Source organism: Ramlibacter monticola, assembly GCF_016722785.1.
In the GTDB taxonomy this organism is placed as follows: domain Bacteria; phylum Pseudomonadota; class Gammaproteobacteria; order Burkholderiales; family Burkholderiaceae_C; genus Ramlibacter; species Ramlibacter monticola.
The window spans coordinates 294,918-321,368 of the sequence record NZ_JAEQNE010000008.1 but is presented as its reverse complement, the minus strand read 5'-3'; the positions used below and the strand labels follow the sequence as shown (position 1 = coordinate 321,368).

Sequence of the window (26,451 nt, the reverse complement as noted above, 5' to 3'; positions counted from 1 at the left end):
GGAGGTCAGTTCACGTCCTGTCCAAAGGGGGCCGGCGGCGCCGGCCTACTACCCTCTCCCGATCAATTCAGGTGGAGGAGTTTGAGGTGGCCACGGGTGGGGGATTTTGGGTGGCCATCCGGGCGTTAGTCCGCCACGATGTCTGCCATCCCAATTCGGAGCCACGCCGGCCGCGAGTAGTTGCCGCTGCGGCCGCGGGCACTGATGGAAGCCGGGGGCATTGCGCGACGGGGCGCCGTGAGCGGCACGGCGAGCACGCTACTCTGCGAACGCGGTGTAGCCTTCAGCCGCATTGAGCAGACGTGGGAATGACAGGATCGAACTGGTTCTCCCCTTTGCTTCACGCACCGTCTTCAGCATCCCGTTTTCCCTGAACACACGAAGGATCCGCTTCGCCGTGGGGTCCGGAATGTTCACAGCCTTCATGTAGTCAGGACCACTGAAGATCGGCCGTTCAAAGATCCAGTCCAGCGCGATGACTGCGTACTGAGAGTGGGTCCACTCCACCACCTTGAGTTTCAGCTCGTCGTACAGCGCCAGAATTTGGCGCACCTTCCCCATGTTCTCGTTCGCCTGGGCCTCTATGGCGCCGAGGAAGAACTCACACCAGCCAGTCCAGTCGTCGGCGCTAGAAACCGCGAGCAGCTTGTCGTAGTAAGCATCTCGACGTTGCTCCAAGTAGGCGCTCAAGTAGAACATGGGCATGTGGATGACGCCTGCCTGCCACAGAAATAGGGGAACGAGCATGCGCCCAAGGCGGCCATTGCCGTCCAGAAAGGGATGCAGCGCCTCGAACTCCGCATGGGCGACGGCAAGCTGAATGAGCTTGTCGTGGCCGCTTTCGTGTAGATACTTCTCCCACTGGCTCATACCTTCTGGCAGGTCGGCAGCGTTGATGGGGACGAAGCGCGCCGTGTCCTCCGTGCAGCCAGGCGGGCCGATCCAGTTCGGGACCCGGCGGTACTCGCCTGGCGCCTTGTTCTGCCCCCGCACGCCGCTGAGGAGGACCCTGTGCGCTGCCGTGATCACCCGCTGGGACAGGGGAAGCTCCTTCATGAGCTTTTCGGCCTCTCTGACCGCTGACCTGTAGTTCAGGACCTCGTAAATGTCCTGAGTTTTGGAAGGAGAAGAGTCGTCTGCTCCAGCCTCGTATTCCAGGACCTCGCCCATGGTCGCTTGCGTGCCCTCGATGCGACTCGACAACACGGCTTCTTGCGTGGTCAACGGTGAAAGGAGGACGCGCGGGTTGGGAATTCCTTGCAATAGCCCGTCGTAACGAGCGACGGCGGCATTGGCGGCCCCGATGAGGGGAATGAGCCGGGGCCAGTCGAGATTCTTCGGTGGAAAATTACCGCTGTGGTATCTAATCGGCATAGTGGATCATAAACCAGATTTTATGATCCACAACTCGGGCTGCCGGTGACCGCAGAGGCGCGAGAGCTCGCCGAACGTTTGCGGACTGGAAGCCGTCCCCGTGATCCACAAGCGGATTCGGAGCCAATGCGTGATCCACAAGCGGATTCGGAGCCAACGCGTGATCCACAAGCGGATTCGGAGCCAACGCGTGATCCACAAGCGGATTCCGGAGCCAACGCGTGATCCACAAGCGGATTCGGAGCCAACACGAGATCCACAAGCGGATTCGGAGCCAACACGAGATCCACAAGCCGATTGGGAGCCAAAGCGTGATCCACAAGCCGGTTGGGAGCCAACGCGTGATCCACAAGTCGATTGGGAGTCCACGCGTGATCCACAAGCCGATTCGGAGCCAACGCGTGATCGGACCCGGAATGCGTGTCGGTGCGTGCCGAGCGCCCGCCCGAATGGCCTGAGGTTGGCACGCACGTGTCGAGCAGCGGTCATTCCACGATGTCTGAGTGTCAGAGCCGAATCGCTCCGTGCCCCTGAAGCTGCCCCGCTGCAATCAATTGCACAGCAGTCAGTTTAATCTTAAAGTGCCTTTACGACTGTCTTTTCGTACAGTGCAGGCGAGCACGAGCTGCAATCGCGCGATCAACTCGACCACCCGCTCATCGCTCAGCCCCGCGGCCTGCGCGGTCGAGCGGTAGTAGTAGGTGCTGCGTGGCATCGCGATCACTTCACATCCCCGTCGGATGGAGCAGCCTGGGGGCCGCTGATGATCGAGGACGTCTCGCTGCCGCTCACGAGGCGCAGGCGTGGAGCTTTTTTGAGCAGGTCTAGCTCCATCGTGAGCTGGCCGACCTTGCGCTCGAGAGCAGCAATCTTGGCCTCGTACTCCGCCACCGGAACCGGCTCGGCCCCCTGCATCTCGAAGTCGCCTCGATCGAACTGCGTAAGCCAAGTCTGGATAAGTGCGCTCGACAGACCGTACTTCAACTGCGCGTCTCGGCGGCGAAGCTCTCCTGATCGAAGCTCCCCGACACAGCTGCAACTTGAACTCCGGCGAGTGCCGCCGGTACGGAACCTTCCTTGACATGAACCTTCTCCTCGTGAAGGCCCAGCCAGCGTATCAGTCTCGTGAGCCTACTGGTCCAAGATCAGGGGGTCACTCCAGTACACCAAGGCGTTCAGCTGGATTTGGTCGATCAAGAGCGAGAAGCAAGTCCTAGCGTGGCAGCTCACCCGTGGCTTGAAGGAACTCGCTGCCTGAGTGCGCTCTACGGCTCCGAAACAACATACACCTCGCGGACCTTGTCAGTGTGTGCGTTGGAAAAGTTTATCCACCAGTGCACGGGAGGTGCACTCGCCGCATTAATGTTCAAGTAATAACCATCCACGCAGGGGGCATGCGGAGACGAGAGCGTCAACCGACATTGATTGAAAACCGGTTCACCCTGGTTTCTCGCGAAGCACCAAACACGCTTGGGTTCAGTAAAAATATAGTAGATCGTCTCCCGGGGGATCGTGTCCCCCCAGACACCGATCCTACGAGCTACGTCTAGTTCTCGTTGCGCCTGCGCCGTGGTGCCGGACGCAGGCAATGGATCTGCTGTGCACCAATCGGTCGCGTTCGTTGTGAAGCAAGTCGCCAAACCGAGGAGCAGCACTGCAAAGCCAAGACCTTTGGTTGCTGAGCTCATTCATCCCCCTCGTTGATGGTGTCTCGATTCTGCCCGCTGCGGGCCAACTGGTCCAGCCTCACCTGTGGGCTGAAGGAACTCGCTGCCTGAGTACCCTGCGTGCGGATTAAATATCCGCATGATACGCCCCCACCCTCGTCGCTGCCTCAGTTCTGAGCAAGTTCGCCTGATCCGCGCTTGGTACCAACACGGTGCTGAGCCGTGCTTGATCGCGAAGCCCTTCGGTATCTCACACACACTCGTGTGGCTTGTCGGCACCCTCAAGCGGTACACCGACGTTCTGTGACGAACTACGGTCCAGTTGCGAACAGGTACAACTGAGACAGCGTGAACAGTGCGAACAGCACTGGCAACAGGAACTCGAACGCGGCACGAGTTCGTGCAATGACCCGGCTGACCTTCACCGACATCGTTGATCGAAAGAAAGAAGCTGCGGCTCGCCATAGACGTGTAGCCTCGCTTACGTGAAACTAACGGGTCATCAACGTGGAGGGTGCAATTGAAGAACCTTAGCGGCTTAGTGTTTCTCGGGCTGGTCTCGCTGTCGAATGCCGCGTCGGCGGGCTATAACTGCCTGTTTGGCTTAGCAGAAAGCAGCGAGTATTGCGTGGGGTGCCCCGGCAAGGACTACATCAAGGTAGAAGAGTGTCCAGGCGGTCACGCTGGCTTGATCACCCTTGGCCCGAAGCACCCCGGTTGCGGTATCGATTACTACGATGGCAGGCGTTGCATCGGTAGAACGGCAAAGGCGCCTACCGGCTATTTGCTGAAAGTGATTCCTCCGGCGGCCGGCGCTTCGGGTGCCGCCCGAACAGTGGTTGCCAACAGCGCAGACCGCAAAGCTGCGGACGCAAAGTACAACGCTGTTGGACCCGGGAAGACTTCCATCATTGTGGAGGGCGACGAGGTGATTCTGCGAATGAAGAAGGCCGACTTCGACCGCATCGTAGAAAAGAGCATCGCAGAAAAGAAGTAGTCCCGGTTCTAGCCGCTCTCAAAAATAGTTGGTAAGGCCGCTCGGCCGGGCCGACAATCTGCCCCGGTCAATGACTGGGGCTTTTCTTTGCCCAAGGAAAATTCTTCTCCGGCCTCCGGCTCGCCCAGCCCCTGGCCGCCACGGTTCCCTCCGACGGCGGCTGGCATCCAGGTCAACCACTGCAAGAACCCGAGGTGCGGAAACTTCGGAGTGCCCCCGAAGCCGGAAAGCAAGCGGGGAGCCCACGCCGTGCGCGCGGCCGACGTCGGCCCAGGCGACTACACCGTGGTCGCCGCGGGTAAGAATCAGCCGCAGCTGAAGTGCCGGCTATGCGGCGAGATCTTCGTAAGCGCGCGGTCGAGAGCTGCGTGGTGGTGACGCGTGTCCCGCCGATGGCGCCGGTGAGTTCCTCGCACTGCCTCTGGCTAACGCCCCTGTTGCCGCTGCCGTCCCTGCCGCGACGATTCGCATCGAGCTGCGCCGCGGCGCGGTGTCCGCGTCGATCGCCTGGCCCGCGGAGGCAGCCGGTGCTTGCGGAGTGTGGCTGCGCGAGTTGCTGAAGTAATCCGAGTGGACGCGGTCTGGCTGGCCGTGGAGCCGCTGGACATGCGCTCGGGAACTGAAGCGGCGTTGGCGCGCGTCGTTCGCGTGTTCGGTGCGGCCCACCCGCACCACGCCTACCTGTTTGCGAACCGACGCTCCAACCGCATGAAAGTGCTGGTGCACGACGGCATCGGAGTCTGGCTGGCCGCGAGGCGTCTGAATGCCGGCCGCTTCGTCTGGCCACGCGAGGAAAGCATCAAGAGGTCGCTGACGCGCGCCCAGTTTGATGCGCTGGTGCTCGGTCTTCCCTGGCAACTTGTCGGCGAGGCAGGAATCATCAAGATTCTGTAGTGCCGCGCAATTGCGGCATGTGCCGATACCCGACGATCTTGCGTCGGGAACAATGCCCCTCCGTGATCGCTGATACCTCATTCGACTCACTGGATCCGCAGCAGCTTCGCCAGGCTGTGCGGGAACTGCAGGAAGTGGTCCAGCGCCAGACCCGAGAGGCGGCGCACAAGCAGGCGATCATCGACAAGCTCACGCACGAGAACGCCGTGCTCAAGCGGCTGAAGTTCGCTGCCCAGTCCGAGCGCTTCGACGCGGAGCAGCGCAGCCTGCTCGAGGAGACTCTCGACGCCGACCTGCAGGCGGTGTCCGAGGAGATAGCGCGCCTGGTGCCGCAGGACAAGCCCGCTGGCGAGAAGAACAAGCCGAAGCGCCAGCCGCTGCCGCCGCAATTGCCGCGACGCGAGATCCACCACGAGCCGGAAAACACCACCTGCAGTTGCGGCTGCCAGATGAAGCGCATCGGCGAGGACGTCGCCGAGAAGCTCGATTACCAGCCGGGCGTCCTTACGGTGGAGCGGCACGTGCGCGGCAAGTGGGCCTGCGCCAAGTGCGAGAAGCTGGTGCAAGTCGCAGTGGCGCCGCACGTGATCGATAAAGGGCTTGCGACGACCGGCTTGCTCGCGCAGGACTGGTTGCCAAATACGCCGACCACCTGCCGCTGTATCGCCAGGAAGGGATCTTTGCGCGTGCCGGCCTGGCGATCCCGAGGTCAACGCTGGCGCAATGGGTGGGCAGCTGCGGGGTGCAACTGCAGCCGCTGGTCGATGCCATGAGGGCCGAACTGCTTCAGCAGCCTGTGCTGCACGCCGACGAGACGCCGGTGGCGATGCTCGATCCCGGCGCCCGCAAGACGCACCGGGCATATCTGTGGACCTACTGCAGCACGAAACTGCAGTCCACCAGGCTGGTGGTGTTCGACTTTGCCGAGGGGCGTGCCGGCAGACATGCGGCGCAGTTTCTCGGCCACCCCGGCGAGGACGGCTGGCGCGGCACGCTGGTGTGCGATGACTACTCGGGCTACAAGGCTCTCTTTGCCGACGGCGTCACGGAGGCCGGCTGCCTGGCGCACGCGCGGCGCAAATTCCACGAGCTGTGGGCGAATCACAAGAGTGTTGTTGGCGAACAGGCACTGGCATTGTTTGGCGAGCTGTACAAAGTCGAGCGCGAGGTGGCCGACATGGATGCCGAGCGACGACGATCAATCCGACAGGAAAAGGCCAGGCCCATTGCCAAAGCGTTGCACGAGTGGCTCGTTGTGCAACGCCAGAAGGTGCCGCCTGGGTCGGCCACGGCCAAAGCGATCGACTACAGCCTCGGACGATGGCAGGCGCTCACGCGCTACATCGACGATGATGCCCTGCCTGCGGACAACAATTGGGCGGAGAACCAGATCAGGCCGGTTGCAATTGGCCGGGCGAACTTGCTATTTGCCGGCAGCCTGCGGGCCGGCAAACGCGCCGCTGCGGTGATGAGCCTGATCCACTCGGCGCGCATGAACGGGCACGACCCTTACGCGTATCTGCGTGACGTGCTCGAGCGACTTCCGACGCAGCCGGCAAGGCGGATCGACGAACTGCTGCCGCACAGGTGGGCGGCAGCACAAGCCAGCTCTTGAAGGGCGGCGTCAAGACGGGATCACCGTACGCATACCAATCGCGCGCGATCCGGCCCTGCGATCTCGCTCCGCACTGCGCAGCGCGCCTTCCAGGCGCTTGCCGTCTGCGAATGCCTGGCCGGTTCCGAGGCGCAGGTGCAGAGGGAGCTCGGTATCTAGGCTCTGACGAGCTGAGAGACGCTAGCACGCACCACGCACGTGAGTCCTCACGGGCAGTCCTTCCGTCCGACAGTGACTCAACGGCGTACTGAACTTCAGTGACCAGTGACCGGGCCGCGGTCCCAATTTTCATGGCGGACGAACCGGTGGACACGCAGAGAGTCGGTCGCCAAGCCTTATAGGGCGCGGGTCTTGACAGACTCCTGCTCCGCCAAAACATCGCCCACCGAGGTCCCAGAAACCAGCAAAAAGCCTTGAAGATCAAGGCTTTTTGTCTTTTGGGGTCCCGGGTCGTCCACGGCGATCCCGATGCTTCCCACCCGCCACCGGACCGTCCAGCTCAGTGGTCGCCTGACCGACGTGGCCTGGGCCTCTACCCAGAGGTGAGCCTTACCCGCGCATCGCAGCCGCGCAGTTCGTTCGCAGCCTTGTCGCCCACTTTGGGCTCAAGTCCGACGCGGTGTCCTCGCTCGTTGTCGCACCATTCGTGCAGAACACCGATAGCGTTTCTCGCAACCTCAGCTGCAAGGAGATCAGAGTGGCAAAGGGTGGACTCAAGAATGGGCCGAGCAGGAAGGAAGGAATGAAGTCCGGCGACCGGCGGGCGAATGCCGAGCCGAAGTCGCAAGCCCAAGGCAAGGGGCAAGCGCAGGGGCGCCAGCGTTCCCAGGGGCAGAACCAGAAGAAGTGAGTTGCCTGGCTCCGCGCCAGAACAACAACCCCTCCCCAAAACATGGCCGAAGTCACCCTGCGCGACACCATCCTGCGGATCGGCGATGAGGCCAACGCGGCCGCCATCGCGGTCGCGGCCTACGACTTCGAGCATCACACTACGTGGTCGCTCAACCCGGCCCGCTGGTTCCACGCCGCGAGCACCATCAAGGTGCCGGTGCTGCTGGCCGTGTACGAGGCCATCGAGCAGCACCGCTTCGCGCCGTTCTCGCGGGTGCACGTGCGCAATCGTTTCCTCAGCACCGTGGACGGCCGGCCCTTTCGCGTCGGCCCGGAGCGCGACGCGAACGCGGCCGTGCACGCGGCAATCGGGCGCATGCTCACGGTGCACGAGCTGGCCGAACACATGATCGTGACCAGCAGCAATCTCGCCACCAACCTGCTGCTCGATCTGGTCGGGGTCGAGGCGGCGCGCGCCTCCCTCGCGCGACTCCACCTGGGTGGGATCGACTTGCGGCGCGGCGTGGAAGACGAGGCCGCGTGGGAGGCCGGCATCAACAACCGAGTGACGGCGGCCGGCCTTTGCGACGCCATGCGCCTGATCGAAGAGGGCAAGGCCGTCTCCCCCGAAGCCTCGCGGGCGATGCTGGACATCCTGCACCAGCAGCAGTTCCGTAGCGGCATTCCCGCCGGCCTGCCGGACGACGCGCGCGTCGCCAACAAGACGGGCGAGATTTCGACCATCGCCCACGATGCGGGTATCGTGTACCTCGATGGCCGCGACGCGTACGTCGTGATCATCCTCACCGAGTGGGCAGCGGAAGTGAACGGCCGCCGGCAGGAGACGATCGCGCGCATCTCGCGGGCCGTGTACGAGTACATGACGAGGGGCACGAGATGACCACGCTGCCGCTGCCCCTCGTGCTCGCCGACGGCCTGCCGCCGGAGTGGCAGCAGGTGCTGCGTCCCGGCGAGAAGCTGCAGGACCGCTCGGGCGCCCCGCGCGTCCTGCCGTCGTCGTTCCTGCGGGTGGATTCCTGGAACCACGCGCTCGCAACGGACCTCACTCCGCACTTCAAGGTGTGGGAACTCATCGGGGTCGACGTGCGGGAGACGCTGCTGGCGCGCTCGTTCCCGCGCTACGTCCCTTGCGCGCTCCTGCTGCTTTCCGCGGCGCTCGAATTGTTCCGCCTCGAGGTGGGGACCTATGTGCACGTGGCCGCCAACGGCGGCTATCGCTCGCCGGCGCACGCCCTGAGCCGGCACGCCTCGCGCCACTGCTGGGGCACGGCGGCCAACATCTACCGTGTCGGCGACACCTACCTGGACAGCCGCGAGGAGATCGGGAAATACGCGGACATCGCCCGCCGCGTCGTCCCGGGCGTGTGGATCCGACCCTACGGCCAGGAAGACGGCCAGGCGGACGATCATCTCCACATCGACATCGGCTACACGCTGTTCGAGCCGGTGGACGGGCAGGACCGCGCCGAACCCCCGGAGGCAGGCTGATGGTGCAGCAGAAGAAGCGGGAGCAGCCCTCCGCGCCGGAACGCCTGAAGCTGGCCGCCATGGGCCTTGAGGCAGAGTTCTCCCTCGTGGTGGACGGCGAGCCGATGCGTCCAGAGGACTTGTTCGGCAGCCCGCGCGACTTCATCCGGGGCGAGCTGATGCACCGCCAGGGCAGGTCGTACCACCTTCCCACGGGGGGTGCGGTCTATTTCGATACGGGCGTGATCGAGGTCGCCACGCCGGTGGTCGAGATCGCGCGCGGCTGCGCGGCGCGCGCGGGGCGCTCGCTGTGGGAGGCGATCCAGTTCGTCCGCGGCGAACTCGACGCCTGGGATGCGGGCCACGGCCGCGAGACGCGGCTGGTCGGCTTCAGCGCGCACTACAACGTCTCCTTCGAGCTGCCGCCCGGGCAGCCTGCGAACGGGCGCAGCATCGAGAAGCTGGCGCTGCTGCTCACGTACATCCTGCCCGCCCCGGTGATGCTGCTGGCGGCGAACCGGCGCTCCACCGGGGTCGGCGTGCGCCCGCGCAAGGACCGCATCGAGATCACCTGCGACTTCACGCCCAGCCCCGCCCTCACGATCGCGACCGCGGCCCTGATCGTCGGCGTGGTCCGCGAGGTGATGACCTGGCCGAGTTACGAACTGGGCGAGCTCTCCACGCACGGGATCCCCGTCATCCGCGGCTTCCGCCCCATGCCCCACACTTCGCGCAAGGGCTGGCTGGCGCGCTTCAACTGCTATCCGAAGAACCCGTTCACCTGCGACATCGACCGGGAGATGTGGCAGACCGAGCGCGACGGCGAGCTCAGCCTGCGAGCCATTGCGGGCCGCGCCGTGCGCCTCTTCCTGCGCCCGGTCCGCCGCCTCTCCGATCCCTTCACCTTCCGGCTGATCGGCTCCGTCCTGCGCGGGCGCAGTCCTTCGCTTCTCGACCAGGAAGATCGCCCGGAGGAGTACGAGCATGTCGGCCGGCTCTGCGCCTGGGATGGGCTGTCGCCGCCGGCGCAGCTGGCGCGCTCACGCTACGAGCGCGTGGTAATACGCGCCGTCTCGGGGCAGCAGCTGCGCAGGAACGGCCACAGCCTGCGGCCGGTGGGCATGAGCGGCTGGTCGGCGGTCGTGTTCCGGCGCGAGGACGACCGGCGCGAGGTGATCGCGATCGACGACCTCATCCAGCACCTGGACCAGTGGGAGCGGAGTCGCTGAACAGCCCGGGCTTGCGCGCCCGCCAGCGCATGTACTCGGTCTCCAGCAGGTCGACGTGACCTCGTTCTTCGGCCCCGAGCTCCAGGTACAGGCGCTGCTCGGGCGACCCGGGCGCGGCATTCGCGCAGCGGGCCTCGAAGAACGTGGCGGCCTTTCTTTCCATGGCGATCGCAATGCGAAAGAGCTCCGCGGGGTCTTCCGGCCGGTGCTCCTGCTCGCCGAAGACGGCGGCCAGTTCGACGGCGAATGCGTGCGAATGTGCCGGTGCCTCGACGTGATAGCGCCGGCACAGCGTCTGCAGGTGCTCGGCTTCCATGGCGGCGAAGCGGCCGAACAGGGCGCGCAGTTCCTCGTCGCTGCTGTCGGCAGCGGCGCGCCGGTAGAAGGCCAGCCCGCCCAGCTCGATCTCGAACGCCATCCGGATGGCCCGCAGCGCCGCCGCATCCGTGGCCACGGCGCCGGATTCTTCACGCAGGGCCAGCTTGCCGCCGCATTGCGGACAGCCTCCGTAGGGAAAGGCGAAACCTTCGCTGACCTTGCCGCAGGTGTCGCACTGCCATTGCAGGGACGCATCGGCGCAGCAGATATACGGGCCTTCGCCTGCGTCGGCGAGCGGCCGGTGGCACCGGGGACACAGCATTCGCTTTCTCCTCAATCCGGCAGGGACTCGGCGAGGGCCGGAAGGCCGGCGAAGGCCTCGGCCGTGTCGGCATCGACGGGCCAGCTATTCCTGCCTTGTGCCAGCCAGGCGCCGATGGAACGCGCGGCGCGGCGCCCCGCGGCCATCGCCAGGATCACGGTGGCGCCGCCGGTGACGATGTCGCCGCCGGCAAAGACACCCCGCAGGTTCGTGCACTGCGTCGCCTCGCTGGCGACGATGTAGCCGCGCTTGTCGAGCGCGAGGCCTCGCGTCGCCTGGCCGATGATCGGGTTGGCCTTGGTGCCCAACGCGTAGATCACCGTCTCGCACGGCCATTCGACGAATTCGTCCAGCGGCAGCGGCGTGCGCCGGCCGCGTGCGTCCGGTTCGCCGAGCGTCATCTTCTGGGCCCGCACCCCACGCACGTCGCCGGCTTCGTCCAGCAGGATTTCGACCGGCGCGTGCAGGAAGCTGAACTCGATGCCTTCCTCGCGCGCGTGGCGCAGTTCCTCGACGCGCGCCGGCGCCTCGGCTTCGGAACGCCGGTAGACGCAGCGCACGTCGGCCGCGCCCAGGCGCTTGGCCACCCGCAGGCAGTCCATGGCGGTGTTGCCGGCGCCGATCACGATCACCCGCTGGCCCAGGCTGATCGGCGTGTCCTGGAACGGGAAGCGGTCGCCGCCCATCAGGTTGACGCGGGTGAGGAACTCGTTGGCCGAATACACCTGGCCGGCGAATTCGCCCGGGATGCCGAGGAAGGCCGGCGCCCCGGCACCGGCGGCCACGAAGACCGCCTGGAAGCCCATCGTTTCCGTGAGCTGCGCGATCGAGAAGGTCTTGCCGATCACCTTGTTGGTCTCGATCTTGAGCCCGGCCTCGCACAGTTGCCGCACTTCGCGCTCGATGATGTCGCGGGGCAGGCGGAACGAGGGAATGCCGTAACGCAGCACGCCACCCACCACGTGCAGCGCCTCGAAGACCGTGACGTCCGCGCCGTACTTGAGCAGGTCCGCCGCGGCGGCCAGGCCGCCCGGTCCGGAACCCACGATGGCGACCTTGCCCAGCGGCCGTTCCGGCGCCACCCGCTGCACCGGCCGTGGCTTGGCGTGATCGCCGACGAAGCGCTCCAGGCGGCCGATCGCCACCGGCTCCATCTTCGCCTTGACCAGCACGCACTGCGCCTCGCACTGGCTCTCCTGCGGGCACACGCGTCCGCACACCGAGGGGAACGGGCTGGACTCGTGGATGGTGTCCACGGCCGACTCGAGGTCGCGCAGCAGCAGGTGCCGGATGAAGGTGGGGATGTCGATGCGGACCGGGCAGCCCTCGATGCAGGTCGGCTTCAGGCACTGGATGCAACGCTCCGCCTCGCGCAGGGCCTCCGCGTGGCCGTAGCCGAGGTTCACCTCGTCGAAGCACTCGGAGCGTTCGGACGCGTCGCGTTCGGGCATCCTGACCTGGACCCGCTCGAGCGCCGAATACTTCTTGTAGGTGCGCTTGCCCTGCTTGACGAGCAGTTCCTCGAGGCTGCAGACGTGCGCGTGATCGTCGTTGGCCTGCTGTTCCTGGCGCTGGAAGCGCTTCTGGCGCGCGTGCAACTCCCGGAAGTCGACCGCGTGGCCGTCGAAGTCGGGGCCATCGACGCAGGCGAATTTCACTTCGCCGCCCACCGTCACCCGGCACGAGCCGCACATGCCGGTGCCGTCCACCATCACCGTGTTCAGCGACACCATGGTGCGCACGCCGAAGGGGCGCGAGGCCTCGGCGCAGGCGTGCATCATCGGCATGGGGCCGATGGCGACCACCAGGTTTGCGGTGCCGGCCTCCAGCACGTCGCGCAGGGCCGCGTCGACGAAGCCCTGGCGGCCCGCGCTGCCGTCGTCGGTGCACAGGATCAGCTCGTCGCTGAACTGCGCGAGCTTGTCGGTCCAGAAGATGCGCTCGGCGTTGCGGAAGCCGACGATGCAGGTCACCTGGCAGCCGGCCTGCTTGAAGGCGCGCAACTGGGGAAAGATCGGCGCGATGCCGAGGCCGCCGCCCACCAGCACGACATGGCCGACGTTCTCGATGTGCTGCGGCAAGCCGAGCGGACCGGCGAAGTCGGCGAACTCGTCCCCTTCGTCGTAGTCGTCGCGCATCTGGCGCGTGGTCTTGCCCAGCGCCTGCACGACCACGGTGACGGTTCCGCGCTCGCGGTCGAAGTCGGCCACGGTCAGCGGGATGCGCTCGCCGGCGTCGTCGAGCCGCAGCATCACGAAATGGCCGGGTTGCGCAGCTTGCGCGACGTCCGGTGCGTCGACCTCCCAGAGGAAGGTCTCGGCGGAGAATTGTTCGCGGCGAAGGATGCGGACCATGGATCTTCCTTCCGGGGGGAACGAAGAACGCAGTGGAGCAGCTCGCCCCCCAGTGTGGATTTGATGCCGGTCAAGATCCGGTCGAAATACGCACGCGAATACCGGTTTACCCGCAGTCCCGGCCGCGCTCACTCCAGCAGGGCGCGCCGCACGGCCTCCCACGATGCGCGGTCGGGCGCGTAGAGCAGCCCGCCGGAGGTGTGCGACGGCAGCCAGGCGCTGCCGTCGAAATGCGCCGAGAAGCCGCCGGCTTCCCGGTGCAGCAACCACCCCGCGGCATGGTCCCAGGGCATGAGCCGGTTGTAGAACAGGATGTGGCAGTGCCCGGCAGCGGCCAGCAGGTACTCGTGGGCGGCGCAGCGGAACCAGTTCGTCATCCGCAGGCGCGACAGGTTCGTGTTGACGCGCGTGCGCAGGGGCTCGGGCAGGAAGTTGGTGCCGGCGATTCCTTCGATCTCTTCCACCGCCACCGGGTCGGCGACCCGCATCCTTTCGCGTGCGCCGCTGCGGTCCTGCAGCCAGGCTCCGGCGCCCAGGCGCGCCAGCGCCATCCTGCCGCCGACCGGATCGTGGATGACGCCCGCGACGACCTGGCCGCGCACGACCGCAGCGGCCATCAGCCCGAAGAGGGGAAGGCCGGAGGCGAAGTTCTTGGTGCCGTCGAGCGGATCGACGAGGAAGCAGAGCTCGGCGGAGTGCAGGCCTTGCAGGAGCGCCGGATCCTTGTCCGCCGCCTCTTCGCCGATCACCACGCAGCCGGGGAAGTGCGTTCGCAGCGCGCCCGCGATGGCGCGTTCCGCGGCTTCGTCCGCGTCGGTCACGATGTCGAACGCCGAGGTCTTGCGCCGCGCCGCGGGCGCCGCCACCTTGCCGAAGCGCGGCATGATCTCCTCGGCACCGGCCCGAAGCAGCGCGGAAGCGAGCCGGTCCAGGTCTTCGGGAGTGAAGTGCGCCACGGGTGCAGCCTACGTTCGCTTCCCGCACAGTGCTTGCCAGTCGATCAGCGACCGCGACGCGAAGGCGAAGACGACCGAGCCGACCCGCAGGCAAGGCACGCTACTTCCCCAGGTGCTTGTTGAAGAAGTAGGCGATCTCGCCGAAGGCCTCGCGCACTTCCGGGATGCGGTCGTCGCGGCCGTAGTGCGCGTGCGACTGCCCCTCGTAGACCTGCAGGAAGGATTCGATGCCGAGGTTGCGCAGCTTGCGGTGCACGCGCACGGTGTTGCTCAGGAGGAGGTCGCGCGTGCCCGAGGTGAGGATGGTCGGCGGGAAGCCGCCCATATCGCCGTAGACCGGCGAGATGAGCGGGTCCTTCAGGTCGTGGCCGTTGGCGTAGAAGGCGGCGGCCGCATCGCAGAAGCCTTCCGGCGAGACCAGGACGTTGTCCAGCATCTCGTTGGTGTGGAAGGTGTCGCCGGTCTTGGTGCTGTCCGACATCGGCGTGCCCGAGGCGATCGCGCCCGGCAGGGGCACGTCCAGCTGCTTGGCGCGCAGGCCCATCTCCAGCACCAGGGCGCCTCCCGCGGAGGTGCCGATCAGGCCGACGCGCCTGGGATCGGTCTTGGCGATGACCGCGCGGTACACCGCCATCGAATCGTCCAGGGCCGCCGGGAAATAGGCTTCGGGGGGCATGCGGTAGTCCACCGCGATGACGCGGTAGCCGCCGATGGCGGCGATCAGCATGGCTTCGGGCAGGGCGGCTTCGGCGGGATTGAGCACGTAGCAGCCGCCGTGGACCTGCACGAGGGTCCGCTCGCGGTTCTCGGGACGGATCGTTTCCGGCGTGACCGTGTAGATCTTCACGCCGCCCAGGGTTCCGGGCTCCACGCGCACCTTCAGGCGCTCGCGCATCGCCTGCACGTTCGGCGCGGCGGCGGCGCGCAGGCTCTCCGCCAGCTGCTTCCATCCTTCCGGCGTGGTGGGCGGCGTGTTCCAGCCGGTGCGCAGCGGCTGGCCGATCAGCTGCTGCAGCTCGGGGCTGACGGTGCTCGGCACGGGGATGCGCCTGGCGGGCAGCTCGCGCGGCTGCAGCGGCGCGTTCTGCGCCAGGGCGCCGGCGGCGGCCAGCACGAGCGAAGCCGCGAGGGCGGCCCGGACGGACGAGGCAAGGGGCATGTTCACCTCCAGACGTGGGGCGCGACAGCTTAGGACGCGGCGGCCGCCAGCACAAGCGCGCATCCGCCTGCACGGCAGTGTTGCGCGGCCCGAAAATATGATTTCCAGCGCCGGCCTTTACCCGTCCGCGGCCGCGAAATAGAGTGCCTTCCTGCGCGCCGCTGGCGCGCCAGGAGTACAAGAAGTGACTACGGGAATTTTCCAGGCCCGCAGGCGGGAGACCCTGCGGGCCCTGCTGGCCGCCGCCGGCCTGCCGCTCGCGGCCCGCGCCCAGGAGGGCCGGCCGACGACCATCGTGGTGCCGTTCACCCCGGGCACCACGCCCGACGTGCTCGCACGCACCATAGCCCCCAAGCTGATGCAGCGCCTCGGGCAGCCCGTGGTCGTGGAGAACCGCGTCGGCGCCAGCGGCAACATCGGCACCGCCTATGTCGCCAACGCGGCCCCCGACGGCCACACGCTGCTCATGACGGCCAGCACCATCGCGACCAACGCAAGTACTCCTATTCCTCGCCCGGCAACGGCACGCCGCAGCACCTGGCGATGGAGTTGTTCAAGCAGAGCGCCGGCGTGTCGCTCCTGCACATCCCGTACAAGGGTTCCGCCGGCGCGATCACCGACCTGCTGGGCGGCCAGGTGCAGGCCATGATCCTGCCGGTCAACACCGCGCTGGCGCAGCGCAAGACCGGGAAAATCCGGCTGCTCGCCGTCACCCAGGATCGCCGCGTGCCGGCGATCGCCGACGTGCCGACCCTGGCCGAAGAGGGCGTCAAGGGCGCCGACGTGGACCTCTGGTTCGGTTTCTTCGCGCCGGCCCGCACGCCGCCGCAGGTGGTGCAGCGGCTCAACGCCGAAGTCAACCAGATCCTCGCCCAGGCCGAGGTCGTCGAGGCGCTGGAGAAGCAGGGCCTGGTGGTGACGCCAGGGCGTCCCGAAGTGCTCGAAAGGCTGGTGCAGGCGGAAGTCGCGCGCTGGTCGAACGTGATCCGGACCGCCGGTATCCAGGCGGACTGAAACCGGGGAGGGGAGTCCATGAAGGTCATCATCGCCGGCGCGGGCCTGGGCGGCCTCGCGGCCGCCGCCTGCCTGCTGCAGCGCGGCGTCGAGGTCGAGGTGGTCGAGCAGGCGCAAACCCTGGGGGAGGTCGGCGCGGGCATCCAGCAAAGCGCGAATGCGGTCAAGGTGCTGTACGACCTGGGCCTGCGCGAGCAACTGGAACGCGTGGTGGTCCGCCCCAAGGCCTTCGAGTACCGCCGGTTCGACACCGCGGAACTGATGCACCGCATCCCGCTGGGCGAGCAGCACGAGTCCGCGCATGGCGCGCCCTACTTCCACATCCACCGTGCCGACCTGCACGACATCCTGGTGCGCAAGGTCAGGAGCCTGGATGCCGATGCGATCGTGCTGGGCGCGAAGGCCGAACGCTTCGAGGAATCCGCCGAGGCGGTGACCCTCGTCCTGGCCGGCGGACGCCGGGTGTCCGGCGACGTGCTGGTCGGCGCCGACGGGATCCGGTCCGCCATCCGCTCGCAGATCCTCGGCGCCACGCCGGTCAGCTACACGGGCGACGTCGCGTGGCGCGCGGTGATCCCGGTCGAGCGCCTGCCCGCCGACCTCATGGACCGCGTGTCCACCGTCTGGTGCGGGCCGAAGCGGCACGCCGTCATGTACTACCTGCGCGCCGGCGCCCTGATGAACTTCGTGGGCCTGGTCGAACACGCGCAGCCCGAGAGCGAGTCCTGGACGCAGAAAAGGCCCTGGGAGGAACTGAAGGCCGACTTCGCGGGCTGTCACCCGGTGGTCCAGACCGCGATCGACGCGATCGACCGCGATGCGTGCTTCCGCTATGCCCTGAACAACCGGCCGCCGGTGGGCGGCTGGAGTACCGCGCGCGCCACCCTGCTCGGGGATGCGGCCCATCCCACGCTGCCCTACATCGCCTCCGGCGCCGCCATGGCGATCGAGGACGCGGCGGTGCTCGCGCGCTGCCTGGCCGAAGGGCGCTCCGTCGCCGCGGCCCTGCAGGCCTACCAGGAGGCGCGGGTCGCGCGCACCTCGCGCGTGGTGAACGAGTCCACCGAGAGCCGCAGCCTCTACCGCATCGAGGACGCGCAAGCGATGCGCGAGGCCTTCCGACAGAAGGACCTCACGAAGAGCCGCTCCCAGTGGCTCTACTCCTACGATCCGTTGACCGTGCCGCTGCCGGCCTGATCAGGCGCTGCCCGCTCAGGGGCGTGGGGTCGTGGACCCGCGGGCAGGCAGGGCCCTTGGCCCAGGAGCCGGCGTCCGGTAAGCAAGGCGGATTAATGCGGAGGGCTTACGGGTTCACCCCGGTAGCTTCGCTCCGGGGTCATCTCTACAGTACCGCTCGTTTTTGGTACGAGAGTCGTGGGAGAAGTCCGGATGAAGAAGTTCGTGGTCGCGGCGTGCGCCGCGCTCGCGCCCGTGTGGGCCTGTTCCCAGCTCCTGATCGGTCAGACGGCGGGCTTCAGCGGCCCGGTCGCCGCCGGCGTGAAGGAGACGACCGAAGGCGCGAAGCTGTGGATCGACAGCATCAACGCCAAGGGGGGCGTCCACGGGCAGAAGATCGAACTGGTCTCGCTCGACGACAAGTTCGAGCCGCCGCTCGCCGCCGCCAATGCCAAGGTGCTGATCGAGGAGAAGAACGTGCTGGCCATGTTCCTCAACCGCGGCACTCCGCACACCGAGGCCTTCATCCCGCTGCTGGAAGCGCGCGGCGTGGCGCTCGTGGCGCCCTCCACGGGCGCGATGGTGCTGCACCACCCGGTCCACAGGACGATCTTCAACGTCCGCTCCTCCTACCAGCGCGAGGCCGAGAAGGCGGTGTCGCACCTGCACACGCTGGGCATCACCCGCATCGCGGTCGTCCACGCCGACGACTCGTTCGGGGAGGACGGACGCGAGGGTGCCGCCAAGGGCTTCGCCAAGGCGGGCATCGAGCCGGTGGTGGTGATCAAGGCCAGCCGCGGCAAGCCGGACTACGCCACCATCATCCCGCCCATCGTTGCCAAGGAGGCGCAGGCCATCGTGTGGATCGCGTCCGCCAACGCGGTGGCCGACGGCGTGAAGGCGCTGCGCGCGGCGAAGTCCGCGGCGCAGGTGGTGACCTTGTCCAACAATGCGTCCAGCGGCTTCATCAAGAGCCTGGGCGAGGATGCCCGCGGCGTGATCGTCACGCAGGTGTTCCCGTCCGAGCGCTCCTATGCCTACCCCTTCATCAAGGAGGCGGCTGCCCTGGCCAAGGAAAAGAACCTGGAGCTGAGCCCGCAGATGCTGGAGGGCTACGCCGCGGCCAAGGTCCTGGTCGAAGGCCTGCGCCGCGCCGGCCCGAACCCCACCCGGGCCAAGGTCGTCGCGGCGCTGGAAAGCATCCACAAGTTCGACGTGGGCGGGCTGGAGCTGGGCTTCGGGCCCGAGGACCACACGGGCTTGGACTTCGCCGACCTCTCGATCATCGGGGCGGACGGCAAGTTCAGGCGCTGAACCCGGGCCGGAGCCCGGGCCCTCTTCACTCCGGCCGGAAGCCGACCGACTTGAGGACGGCGCCGACGCGCTCGTAATCCGTCCTCAGCTCGCGCGCCATCTCCTCGGTCGCGCGGGGCAGGCCGATGTCGAAGCCCGTGTCCAGCATGCGCGTGCGCAGCGCCGGGTCGGCCAGCACCTTCAGCGTCGCCGCGCGCAGGCGGGCCTGCGCCGGGGCGCCGAGGTCCGGCTTGCACCACAGCCCCATCCAGGCGACGGCATCCATCTGCGGAAAGCCGGCCTCGTGGAAGGTCGGAACGTCCGGCAGCTGCGGCACCCGCTTCGGCGTGCTGACGGCGAGCACCTTCAGCTTGCCGCTGCGGACCAGCGGCAGCGAGGTGGCCAGGCCGTCGAACATCAGCGGCACGTGGCCGCCCATGACGTCGGCCAGCGCGGGCGGCGAACCCTTGTAGCCCACGTGCAGCAGCTCGATCCCGGCTTCCTTGTTCAGGATCACGCCGAGCACGTGCGACAGCGTGCCGGGGCTGTAGGAGGCGTAGCTCAGCTTGCCGGGGTTGGCCTTGGCGTAGGCCACCAGCTGCGGCACGGTGGCGACGGGCAGCGAGGGATTGGCCACCAGCGCCAGTCCGCCCCGGGCCAGTTCGGCCAGCGGCCGCACGGCCTGCGCCATGTCCCAGCGCAGCTTCACGATGTGCGGGATCTCGCTCACCAGCGAGTTCACGCCCACCAGCAGCGTCTGTCCGTCCGCCGGCGCGTTGAGCAGCTCGCCCACGGCGATGGCGCCGGCGGCGCCGGGCTTCGGGTCCACCATCACCGGCTGCCCCAGTTCGCGCGAGAGCGGCTCGGCCACCAGGCGCGCGACGAGGTCGGCGCTGCCGCCGGCCGGTCCCGCCACCACCAGGCGCAGCGGCTTGCCGGACGGCTCTTGCGCGGCGGCCCAGGGGCTTGCGAGCGCACCCGCGCCCAGTGCCAGCAGGGCGCGCCGGCGGAGCGGGAAATCGGAGGAACGGTTCATCGGAAGGTCTCCATTTGTACGAGTTTTCGGGTTGCCGCGCTCACGAGGCGAAGCGCAGGCAGAGGATCACGAGGACGGCCAGGAACAGCGTTTCGCCCACCATCAGGGCCACGGGGCGCCAGCCCACCTTCACCAGCTCGCGCATCTGCGTCTTCATGCCGATGCCGGCGATGGCCGCCAGCAGGCACCAGCGCGAGATGTCGCCGCCGGTGGACTGCACCACCTTCGGCACCCAGCCGAGGCTGTTGATCACCACCAGCGCGGCGAAGGCGAGCGCGAACCCGGGCAGCAGCGGCGGGCGTTGCCCGGCCGGCGCGTTGCGGTCGCGCGTGAGCAGCGTGGCCACCACGATCACCGGCAGCAGCATGGCCACCCGCATCAGCTTCACGATGGTGGCGGAGTCGCCCACCGGCGTGGACATGCTGTAGCCGGCGCCGACCACCTGTGCCACATCGTGGATGGTGGCGCCGAGGAACACCCCGGCCGCCTGCTCCGACAGGCCGAGGGCACGCGCCACCAGCGGGTAGGCGATCATCGCCACAGTCGACAGCATCGACACGCCGATCACGGTGAACAGGGTCGCGCGGTCCTTCTTCGCATGGGCCGGCAGGGCGGCCGAGATGGCCAGCGCCGCCGACGCGCCGCAGATCGCGGTGGCGCCGCCGCTCAGGAGGCCGAAGCGCCAGTCGAAGCCCATGAGGCGCGCGGCGACGATGCCCACGGTGATCGTGGCCGCCACGGACCCCACCACCAGCAGGGAGGGCTCCCAGCCAAGCGCCGCCACCTGGCCGGCGGTGATGCGCAGTCCGAGCAGGGCGATGCCGACGCGCAGCACGTGGCGCGCGGCGAACTCGATGCCCGGCTTGCACGCGCCTTCCACCGACAGGAAGTTCATCGCCATGCCGAGCAGCAGCGCGAACAGCATCACGGGCGCGCCGTAGTGCTGCGCGAGGAAGGCCGACGCCGCGGCCACCACCCCGCAGGCCAGCAGGCCGGGGGCGAGCACCCGGCCGCCTTCCATGGCGGTAGCGAGCGAGAAGGACGCGGCCGGCGCACGCATCACGCGGCCTGCAGCTGCCCGCGCACCAGGTGGTCGCGGTACTGTTCGCGCAGGCGGGCCTTCTGCACCTTGCCGGTGGCGCCGAGCGGGAGCGCCTCGATGAAGACCACGTCGTCCGGCATCCACCAGCGGGCGATGCGGCCTTCGAAGGACTTGAGCAGCTCCGCGCTGGTGAGCTCGACGCCGGGCTTCTTCACCACGATCAGCAGCGGGCGCTCGTCCCACTTGGGATGGCGCGCCGCGATGCACGCCGCCATGGCGACGCCGGGGTGCGCCATCGCGATGTTCTCCAGCTCGATGGAGCCGATCCACTCGCCGCCGGACTTGATCACGTCCTTGCTGCGGTCGGTGATCTGCATGTAGCCGTCGGCGTCGATGGTGGCCACGTCGCCGGTGGGGAACCAGCCGCCCACCAGCGGGTCGCCGCCTTCGCCCTTGAAGTAGCTCTGGATCACCCAGGGCCCGCGCACCAGCAGTTCGCCGGCGGCCTGGCCGTCGTGCGGCAGTTCCTTGCCGTCGGCGTCGACGATCTTCATGTCGATGCCGAACACGGGGCGGCCCTGCTTGGCCTGGATGGCCAGCCGCTCTTCCTCCGGCAGCGCCAGGTGCTTCGGCTTCAGCGTGCAGGCGGTGCCCAGCGGGCTGAGCTCGGTCATGCCCCAGGCGTGCAGCACGGCGACGTCGAAGCGCTGCTGGAAGGCCGTCATCATCGCGGGCGGGCAGGCGGAGCCGCCGATCACCGTGCGGCGCATGGTGGAGAACTTCAGGTTGTTCGCTTCCACGTGCGCCAGCAGGCCCTGCCACACGGTCGGCACGCCGGCCGACATGGTCACGCCTTCGGACTCGAACAGCTCGTACAGGCTGCGGCCGTCCAGGAAGGGGCCGGGCAGCACCAGCTTGGCGCCCACCATGCAGGCCGCGTAGGGCAGGCCCCAGGCGTTGACGTGGAACATGGGCACCACGGGCAGGATCGTGTCGCTCGCCGAGCAGTTCAGCGAGTCGGGCAGCGCGATGGCGTACGTGTGCAGCACGGTCGAACGGTGGCTGTACAGCGCGCCCTTCGGGTTGCCGGTGGTGCCGGACGTGTAGCACAGGGAACAGGCCGTGTTCTCGTCGAAGGTCGGCCAGGTGAATTCGGACCGCTGCACCGACAGCAGGTCCTCGTAGCACAGGAGGTTCTTGATGGTGCTGCTGGCCGGCATGTGGGCGCGGTCGGTCATCGCCACGAAGGCGCGCACCTTGCCCAGGCGCGGCGCCGCCGCTTCCACCAGGGGCAGGAAGCTCAGGTCGAAGAACAGGACTTCGTCGTCGGCGTGCTCCGCGATCCAGACCAGCTGGTCGGGGTGCAGGCGCGGGTTGAGCGTGTGCAGCACGGCGCCCGATCCGGACACGGCGTAGTACAGCTCCAGGTGGCGGTAGCCGTTCCAGGCCAGCGTGCCGACCCGGCCGCCGGGGCCGACGCCCAGCGCCGCGATGCCGTTGGCGAGCTGGCGCGTGCGGGCCGCCATTGCGCGGTAGGTGTAGCGGTGGATGTCGCCTTCGACGCGACGGGACACGATTTCCTGGTCGCCGTGGTGCCGTTCGGCGTGGGCGAGCAGGGAGGAAACCAGCAGCGGCTGCTGCATCATGGACGCGAACATTTCAGTGCTCCGGGGCAAGTCGATCAGGCGCGGGCCGCGCCGAGGGGAAGGTGGTTGGTCTCGGTGGGCGCTTCCGCGGCGCGACCCATGTCGGCGGCGTAGGTCCGCGCGGCGAGCACGAAGGCGCCGGCCGCCACCAGGGCGAAGGCGGGGGTCCAGGTCAGGGCGGCCTGCAGGCCGAAGGTGTCCGACAGCGCGCCGGCGAGCACGGGGCCGAGGGCCAGGCCGAACAGGTTCTGGAACAGCGCGAGCACCGCGGCACCGGTGGCGCGCACGGCGGGGTGCACCACGTCGATGACGATCGCCGACACCGGGCCGACCGTGCAGGTCATGATGAAGCTGCCGGCCGCGATGATCAGGAACTGCGTCGAGCCGCCGAGGGCGGCGCCGGGGCCGAAGGCGTAGGCAAGAATGCCCAGCGAGGCCACGGACATGAGCGCCATCGCGTACAGCTTGCCAGCCGGGCGGCGGCGGCCGGCACGGTCGGCGACCGCACCCCACACCACGCTGCCCAGCGCGCCGCACAGCACGATGAGCGCAGCCTGCTTGGCGGCCTGGTCGGGCGCCACGCCGTGCATGCGGTTCAGGAAACTGGGCATCCAGGCCCACACCGCGGACACCACCACCAGCTGCGCCGCGCCGCCGATGCACACCCACAGCATGGTGCGCGGACGCGTGAGGGCCTTGATGATGTGGCGCGCCGCGTTGGTGCTGCTCTCCGTCGCGCGTTCCAGCACGGGCGTGAGCCGCACCGTCTTGTAGTCCCGCACGAGCAGGTAGGCGATGGCCAGCACGAGCCCCGGGATGCCGACGACACCGAAGGCCGCCTGCCAGCCCCACTTCGCGGCGATCACGCCGCCCAGCAGCACGCCGAGCACGGAGCCCACCGAGGCGCAGGCGAAGAAGCCGGCCAGCAGCGCGCCGCGCAGGCGGTTGGGGAAGTGGCTGGCGATGAGCGCGGCGCCGACGGAGCCGTAGCCCGCCTCGCCCAGGCCCACCATGCCGCGCGCGGCCAGCAGAGCGCCGTAGCTGCGCGTGAACATGCACGACAGCGTCGCGGCGCTCCACACCGCAGCCATGGCGGCGATGCTGCGCACGCGGCTCACGCGGTCGGCGAACAGCGCCACCGGCAGCGCGCCCAGCGCCACCGTCAGGGAGACGATGGAGACGAGCGAGCCGAGCTGCGCGTCGGACAGGTTCCACTCCTTCTTCATGTAGGGGAAGAGGGAGACGATGACCTGGCGGTCGATGTAGTCCATGAGCATCAGGGCGATGGTCATGGCGTAGGCGAACCACGCGGCGCGCCGCGTGAACAGGTAGCCCTCGGCGTCGGAGCGCCCGGGAATGGAGTGCATGTTCATGGGATCAGGACGGTGGCGCCGGTGGTCTGACGGGATTCGAGGGCCCGGTGCGCCTCGGCGGCATCGGGCAGGGCGAAGGTGCGGCTGGGCGTGCTGCGGATCTTGCCGTCCAGCACGAGGCCGAACAGTTCGTCCGCCATCGCCAGCATGTGCGGGCGCGGGGTCGCGTAATGGATCATGGCCGGGCGGGTCACCCAGATCGAGCCCTTGACGGCGAGCAGCGTCGTGTCGATGTTGACGGGGCCGGAGGTGGTGCCGTTGCTCACCAGCGTGCCGCGCGGCTGCAGGGAGTCGAGCGAGGCCATCAGGGTGTCCTTGCCGACCGAGTCGTACACCACGGGCACGCCCTTGCCGTCGGTGATTTCGCGCACCCGCTTGGCGATGTCCTCGCGCGAGGTGACGATCACGTGCGCGCAGCCGTTCGCGCGGGCGACTTCGGCCTTCTCGTCGGTGCTGACGGTGCCGATCATGGTCACGCCCAGCGCCTTGGCCCACTGGCAGGCGATCAGGCCCACGCCGCCGGCGGCCGCGTGGTACAGGATGGTCTCGCCGCCCTGGAGGGGGAACACCTGCCGGAACAGGTACTGGGCGGTCATGCCCTTCATCATCAGCGTGGAGGCGGTATCGTCGCTCACGCCATCGGGCAGCGGGATCAGCACGTCGGCGGGCATCACGCGCACCTCGCTGTACGCGCCCTGCGGGCCGAGCAGGTAGCCGACCCGGTCGCCCGGCTTCACGTCGGTGACGCCGGGGCCCACGGCCTCGACCACGCCGACGGCGTCGGAGCCCAGGCCGTTCGGCAGCGCGAGCGGGTAGCGCCCGGTGCGGAAGTAGATGTCGATGAAGTTGACGGCCACGCGGGTGTGGCGCACGCGCGCCTCGCCGGGGCCCGGGTCGCGCAATTCGACGTCTTCGAAGCGCAGGACTTCCGGTCCACCCGTCTGGTGGAAGCGGATTGCATGGGGCATGTCTCTCTCCTAGTCTTTCAGTGGCTGCGGTCGCCGGGCTGGATGGCGCCGGGCGCCAGCCACGCAATCAGGGGTTCGGCCCCGGCCCAGGGGCCGAAACCGGAAGCCGGGTTCAGGTGGCCGACCTCGCCCAGGTCCACCAGCTCGCTGCCCCAGTCGCGCGCGAATTCCTGCACGCGCTCGAAGCTTCCGAGCGGGTCGTTGCGGCTGGCCGCGACGATGCTGGGGAAGGGCAGCCGCTGGCGCGGCACCGGCAGCCAGCCGCCGGCGCGCAGGGCCTCCAGCGTGGGGTAGCCGTCCGGCATCGGGCGGTCGAAATCGGGGGGCGTCGCGAGCAGCGCGCCCTGCACGGCGCGCGTGGTCTGGTGCGCCCAGTGCGCCACCATCACCACGCCGCCGCTGTGGGCCACGATCACCAGCGGCCCGTCGATTTCCTGCGCCGCCTGCTCGATCGCGGCCACGCGCTTGGCGCAGTCCAGGTCCTCGCGGCCCATGGGCGGCACGGTGCGCACGCGCGGCAGCCGCGCGGCCAGCAGCGTCTGCCAGTGCTGCTCGACGTGGTCGCGCAGCCCCGGAACGATCAGGACGGTGGGCAGGGAATGCACGGGCCGGGCCTCCTTCAGGCGGCCTTGCGCAGGAAGCCCTGCTGGCGGCCCTTGGCGTTCGGCGCGAAGCCGTTGGCGGCCAGGGTCTCTTCCACCGTCTCGTAGAACACGCCGATCTTGCAGATCTTGCGCGCTTCCTTGCCGGTGGCGACCTCGCGGCCGAACTCGCGGGAGATGCGCACCAGCTGCTCGATCTGCTGCACGGTGGTCATCTTGGCGGTGCGCGACTGGTTCCAGAGGTTGTCCTCGATGCCGCAGCGCACGTGCAGGCCCATGGCCAGGCCCATCATGTTGATCGGCAGCACGTTGCGCATGCTGCTCTCCACCGTCAGCATGGTGCCGTCGGGGATCGCGCGCAGGAAGTTCGACAGGCTGTAGACGGTCGGCTGGTCCATGCCGCCGCCGATGGCCACCCAGTTGCACACCAGCGGGCCCTTGTAGACGCCGCGGCGGATCAGCCGCTCCACGGTCTCGAAGCTGTTGATGTTGTAGAACTGGAAGGCGCTCTGGATGCCGGCCTTGGTGAGGCGTCGCACGTGCTCCTCGAAGAAGCTGGGCGTGGACGGCACGACCATGTTGGCGTAGGCGCGGTTGTTGTCCGGCTCGGCCAGCGAGGTGCCGGCGATGTCCTCGACGTCCATCTGCTCGACGACGTTCATCTGCGAGGTGTTCACCGTGACCGTGACCTGGTCCGGCTTGGGGTCCAGCTCGGCCAGCATGTGGCGCGTGTCGTCGGACAGCCACTTGGCGGCGGCGCCGTCGGTCTCGGGGGCGAAGGAGATGGAGCCGCCGACCTGGATGATCATGTCGGGCACGGCCTTGCGGACGCCGGCGATCAGCTCGTTGAACTTCGACAGGCGCTTGGAGCCCTTGCCATCGAGTTCGCGCACGTGCAGGTGCAGCACGGTGGCGCCGGCGTTGTAGCAGTCGACGGCCTTCTGGATCTGCGCTTCCATGGACACGGGGATGTCCTCGGGGAAGTCGGAGGGAATCCACTCGGGGCCGTACGGCGCGGCGGTGATCACCAGCTTGTCCTGGTTCTCGGGGAAGAGGGAGCCATCGAGGAAATTCATTTCGTTCTCTTGCTTTGTGGT

General features: G+C 67.9%; 21 protein-coding genes and 2 pseudogenes. 9 read left to right on the top strand and 14 right to left on the bottom strand.

The window, feature by feature from the left end; translation table 11 throughout:
• Window positions 1–258: 258 nt before the first annotated feature.
• The 3 genes from JJ685_RS25935 to JJ685_RS25925 form a co-directional block, all read right to left on the bottom strand.
• Window positions 259–1,374, bottom strand: a complete 1,116-nt coding sequence (locus JJ685_RS25935) for a Fic family protein (RefSeq protein WP_201677260.1) — start codon at window positions 1,372–1,374, stop codon at window positions 259–261.
• Between the two features lie 565 nt (window positions 1,375–1,939).
• Complete coding sequence (locus JJ685_RS25930) at window positions 1,940–2,089, bottom strand: hypothetical protein (protein ID WP_201677259.1); 150 nt, start codon at window positions 2,087–2,089, stop codon at window positions 1,940–1,942.
• 5 nt (window positions 2,090–2,094) lie between these two features.
• Window positions 2,095–2,358 carry a hypothetical protein gene (locus tag JJ685_RS25925; protein WP_236599269.1) on the bottom strand — a complete coding sequence of 88 codons (264 nt, stop codon included), beginning with the start codon at window positions 2,356–2,358 and terminating at the stop codon, window positions 2,095–2,097.
• Between the two features lie 1,203 nt (window positions 2,359–3,561).
• On the opposite strand from JJ685_RS25925, the gene JJ685_RS25920 reads away from it, so the two are divergent.
• The 6 genes and pseudogenes from JJ685_RS25920 to JJ685_RS25895 all read left to right on the top strand — a co-directional run bounded on the left by JJ685_RS25920 (window position 3,562) and on the right by JJ685_RS25895 (window position 10,095).
• Entirely contained in the window at window positions 3,562–4,038 is a 477-nt protein-coding gene (locus JJ685_RS25920; protein ID WP_201677258.1) for a hypothetical protein, read from the top strand.
• A 570-nt stretch (window positions 4,039–4,608) separates the two neighbouring features.
• Window positions 4,609–4,932, top strand: coding sequence for an IS66 family insertion sequence element accessory protein TnpB (gene tnpB / locus JJ685_RS25915; protein WP_201677257.1), 324 nt, complete (start codon window positions 4,609–4,611; stop codon window positions 4,930–4,932).
• Window positions 4,933–4,994: 62 nt separating this feature from the next.
• A pseudogene (gene tnpC, locus JJ685_RS25910) lies at window positions 4,995–6,547 on the top strand (IS66 family transposase).
• An 892-nt stretch (window positions 6,548–7,439) separates the two neighbouring features.
• Window positions 7,440–8,279: a serine hydrolase gene (locus JJ685_RS25905; RefSeq protein ID WP_201677256.1), complete on the top strand. Its 840-nt coding sequence runs from the start codon at window positions 7,440–7,442 to the stop codon at window positions 8,277–8,279.
• Window positions 8,276–8,887, top strand: a complete 612-nt coding sequence (locus JJ685_RS25900; protein ID WP_201677255.1) for a hypothetical protein — start codon at window positions 8,276–8,278, stop codon at window positions 8,885–8,887. Before JJ685_RS25905 ends, JJ685_RS25900 begins: the two co-directional genes overlap by 4 nt.
• Window positions 8,887–10,095, top strand: coding sequence for a hypothetical protein (locus tag JJ685_RS25895; RefSeq protein WP_201677254.1), 1,209 nt, complete (start codon window positions 8,887–8,889; stop codon window positions 10,093–10,095). The genes JJ685_RS25900 and JJ685_RS25895 overlap by 1 nt, the downstream gene beginning before the upstream one ends.
• On the opposite strand, the gene JJ685_RS25890 is transcribed toward JJ685_RS25895, so the two are convergent.
• From JJ685_RS25890 to JJ685_RS25875, 4 genes are all read right to left on the bottom strand, one after another.
• The gene (locus JJ685_RS25890; protein WP_201677253.1) at window positions 10,058–10,735 is read right to left on the bottom strand and encodes a ferritin family protein; all 678 of its coding nucleotides are present in this window, start codon (window positions 10,733–10,735) and stop codon (window positions 10,058–10,060) included. The two genes, JJ685_RS25895 and JJ685_RS25890, sit on opposite strands and share 38 nt — an antisense overlap.
• 11 nt (window positions 10,736–10,746) lie before the next feature.
• The gene (gene gltA, locus JJ685_RS25885; RefSeq protein WP_201677252.1) at window positions 10,747–13,089 is read right to left on the bottom strand and encodes an NADPH-dependent glutamate synthase; all 2,343 of its coding nucleotides are present in this window, start codon (window positions 13,087–13,089) and stop codon (window positions 10,747–10,749) included.
• A gap of 128 nt (window positions 13,090–13,217) precedes the next feature.
• A complete protein-coding gene (locus JJ685_RS25880; RefSeq protein WP_201677251.1) occupies window positions 13,218–14,045 on the bottom strand; it encodes an inositol monophosphatase family protein in 828 nt (275 codons plus the stop codon).
• Window positions 14,046–14,145: 100 nt separating this feature from the next.
• Entirely contained in the window at window positions 14,146–15,204 is a 1,059-nt protein-coding gene (locus JJ685_RS25875) for an alpha/beta hydrolase (protein ID WP_236599268.1), read from the bottom strand.
• Between the two features lie 358 nt (window positions 15,205–15,562).
• On the opposite strand from JJ685_RS25875, the pseudogene JJ685_RS29950 reads away from it, so the two are divergent.
• From JJ685_RS29950 to JJ685_RS25860, 3 genes and pseudogenes are all read left to right on the top strand, one after another.
• Window positions 15,563–16,218, top strand: a pseudogene (locus JJ685_RS29950) (tripartite tricarboxylate transporter substrate-binding protein).
• An 18-nt stretch (window positions 16,219–16,236) separates the two neighbouring features.
• Window positions 16,237–17,415 carry an FAD-dependent monooxygenase gene (locus JJ685_RS25865; protein WP_201677250.1) on the top strand — a complete coding sequence of 393 codons (1,179 nt, stop codon included), beginning with the start codon at window positions 16,237–16,239 and terminating at the stop codon, window positions 17,413–17,415.
• Between the two features lie 192 nt (window positions 17,416–17,607).
• A complete protein-coding gene (locus JJ685_RS25860) occupies window positions 17,608–18,708 on the top strand; it encodes an ABC transporter substrate-binding protein (protein WP_201677249.1) in 1,101 nt (366 codons plus the stop codon).
• 25 nt (window positions 18,709–18,733) lie between these two features.
• Here the strand turns inward: JJ685_RS25860 and JJ685_RS25855 are convergent, their stop codons facing one another.
• From JJ685_RS25855 to JJ685_RS25825, 7 genes are read right to left on the bottom strand one after another with little or no spacing between them, the layout of a single operon-like run.
• Window positions 18,734–19,723: a Bug family tripartite tricarboxylate transporter substrate binding protein gene (locus JJ685_RS25855; RefSeq protein ID WP_201677248.1), complete on the bottom strand. Its 990-nt coding sequence runs from the start codon at window positions 19,721–19,723 to the stop codon at window positions 18,734–18,736.
• Window positions 19,724–19,763: 40 nt separating this feature from the next.
• Window positions 19,764–20,783, bottom strand: coding sequence for a YeiH family protein (locus tag JJ685_RS25850; RefSeq protein WP_201677247.1), 1,020 nt, complete (start codon window positions 20,781–20,783; stop codon window positions 19,764–19,766).
• Entirely contained in the window at window positions 20,783–22,423 is a 1,641-nt protein-coding gene (locus JJ685_RS25845; RefSeq protein WP_201677246.1) for a 3-(methylthio)propionyl-CoA ligase, read from the bottom strand. The genes JJ685_RS25850 and JJ685_RS25845 overlap by 1 nt, the downstream gene beginning before the upstream one ends.
• 23 nt (window positions 22,424–22,446) lie before the next feature.
• Window positions 22,447–23,778: an MFS transporter gene (locus JJ685_RS25840; protein ID WP_330901849.1), complete on the bottom strand. Its 1,332-nt coding sequence runs from the start codon at window positions 23,776–23,778 to the stop codon at window positions 22,447–22,449.
• A 2-nt stretch (window positions 23,779–23,780) separates the two neighbouring features.
• Window positions 23,781–24,752: a quinone oxidoreductase family protein gene (locus tag JJ685_RS25835; protein WP_201677244.1), complete on the bottom strand. Its 972-nt coding sequence runs from the start codon at window positions 24,750–24,752 to the stop codon at window positions 23,781–23,783.
• A 17-nt stretch (window positions 24,753–24,769) separates the two neighbouring features.
• On the bottom strand, window positions 24,770–25,357 hold the full coding sequence (locus JJ685_RS25830; RefSeq protein WP_330901848.1) for an RBBP9/YdeN family alpha/beta hydrolase: 588 nt from the start codon (window positions 25,355–25,357) through the stop codon (window positions 24,770–24,772).
• 14 nt (window positions 25,358–25,371) lie between these two features.
• Window positions 25,372–26,430: a BKACE family enzyme gene (locus JJ685_RS25825; RefSeq protein ID WP_201677243.1), complete on the bottom strand. Its 1,059-nt coding sequence runs from the start codon at window positions 26,428–26,430 to the stop codon at window positions 25,372–25,374.
• Between the last annotated feature and the right edge of the window lie 21 nt (window positions 26,431–26,451).

What these genes read in the sequence shown, in the direction of transcription:
- JJ685_RS25935 (WP_201677260.1), bottom strand. Translation starts at nt 1,374, where the DNA reads ATGCCGATTAGATACCACAGCGGTAATTTTCCACCGAAGAATCTCGAC.
- JJ685_RS25930 (WP_201677259.1), bottom strand. Translation starts at nt 2,089, where the DNA reads ATGCCACGCAGCACCTACTACTACCGCTCGACCGCGCAGGCCGCGGGG.
- JJ685_RS25905 (WP_201677256.1), top strand. Translation starts at nt 7,440, where the DNA reads ATGGCCGAAGTCACCCTGCGCGACACCATCCTGCGGATCGGCGATGAG.
- JJ685_RS25900 (WP_201677255.1), top strand. Translation starts at nt 8,276, where the DNA reads ATGACCACGCTGCCGCTGCCCCTCGTGCTCGCCGACGGCCTGCCGCCG.
- JJ685_RS25895 (WP_201677254.1), top strand. Translation starts at nt 8,887, where the DNA reads ATGGTGCAGCAGAAGAAGCGGGAGCAGCCCTCCGCGCCGGAACGCCTG.
- JJ685_RS25890 (WP_201677253.1), bottom strand. Translation starts at nt 10,735, where the DNA reads ATGCTGTGTCCCCGGTGCCACCGGCCGCTCGCCGACGCAGGCGAAGGC.
- gltA (WP_201677252.1), bottom strand. Translation starts at nt 13,089, where the DNA reads ATGGTCCGCATCCTTCGCCGCGAACAATTCTCCGCCGAGACCTTCCTC.
- JJ685_RS25875 (WP_236599268.1), bottom strand. Translation starts at nt 15,204, where the DNA reads ATGCCCCTTGCCTCGTCCGTCCGGGCCGCCCTCGCGGCTTCGCTCGTG.
- JJ685_RS25865 (WP_201677250.1), top strand. Translation starts at nt 16,237, where the DNA reads ATGAAGGTCATCATCGCCGGCGCGGGCCTGGGCGGCCTCGCGGCCGCC.
- JJ685_RS25860 (WP_201677249.1), top strand. Translation starts at nt 17,608, where the DNA reads ATGAAGAAGTTCGTGGTCGCGGCGTGCGCCGCGCTCGCGCCCGTGTGG.
- JJ685_RS25855 (WP_201677248.1), bottom strand. Translation starts at nt 19,723, where the DNA reads ATGAACCGTTCCTCCGATTTCCCGCTCCGCCGGCGCGCCCTGCTGGCA.
- JJ685_RS25850 (WP_201677247.1), bottom strand. Translation starts at nt 20,783, where the DNA reads ATGCGTGCGCCGGCCGCGTCCTTCTCGCTCGCTACCGCCATGGAAGGC.
- JJ685_RS25845 (WP_201677246.1), bottom strand. Translation starts at nt 22,423, where the DNA reads ATGTTCGCGTCCATGATGCAGCAGCCGCTGCTGGTTTCCTCCCTGCTC.
- JJ685_RS25840 (WP_330901849.1), bottom strand. Translation starts at nt 23,778, where the DNA reads ATGCACTCCATTCCCGGGCGCTCCGACGCCGAGGGCTACCTGTTCACG.
- JJ685_RS25835 (WP_201677244.1), bottom strand. Translation starts at nt 24,752, where the DNA reads ATGCCCCATGCAATCCGCTTCCACCAGACGGGTGGACCGGAAGTCCTG.
- JJ685_RS25825 (WP_201677243.1), bottom strand. Translation starts at nt 26,430, where the DNA reads ATGAATTTCCTCGATGGCTCCCTCTTCCCCGAGAACCAGGACAAGCTG.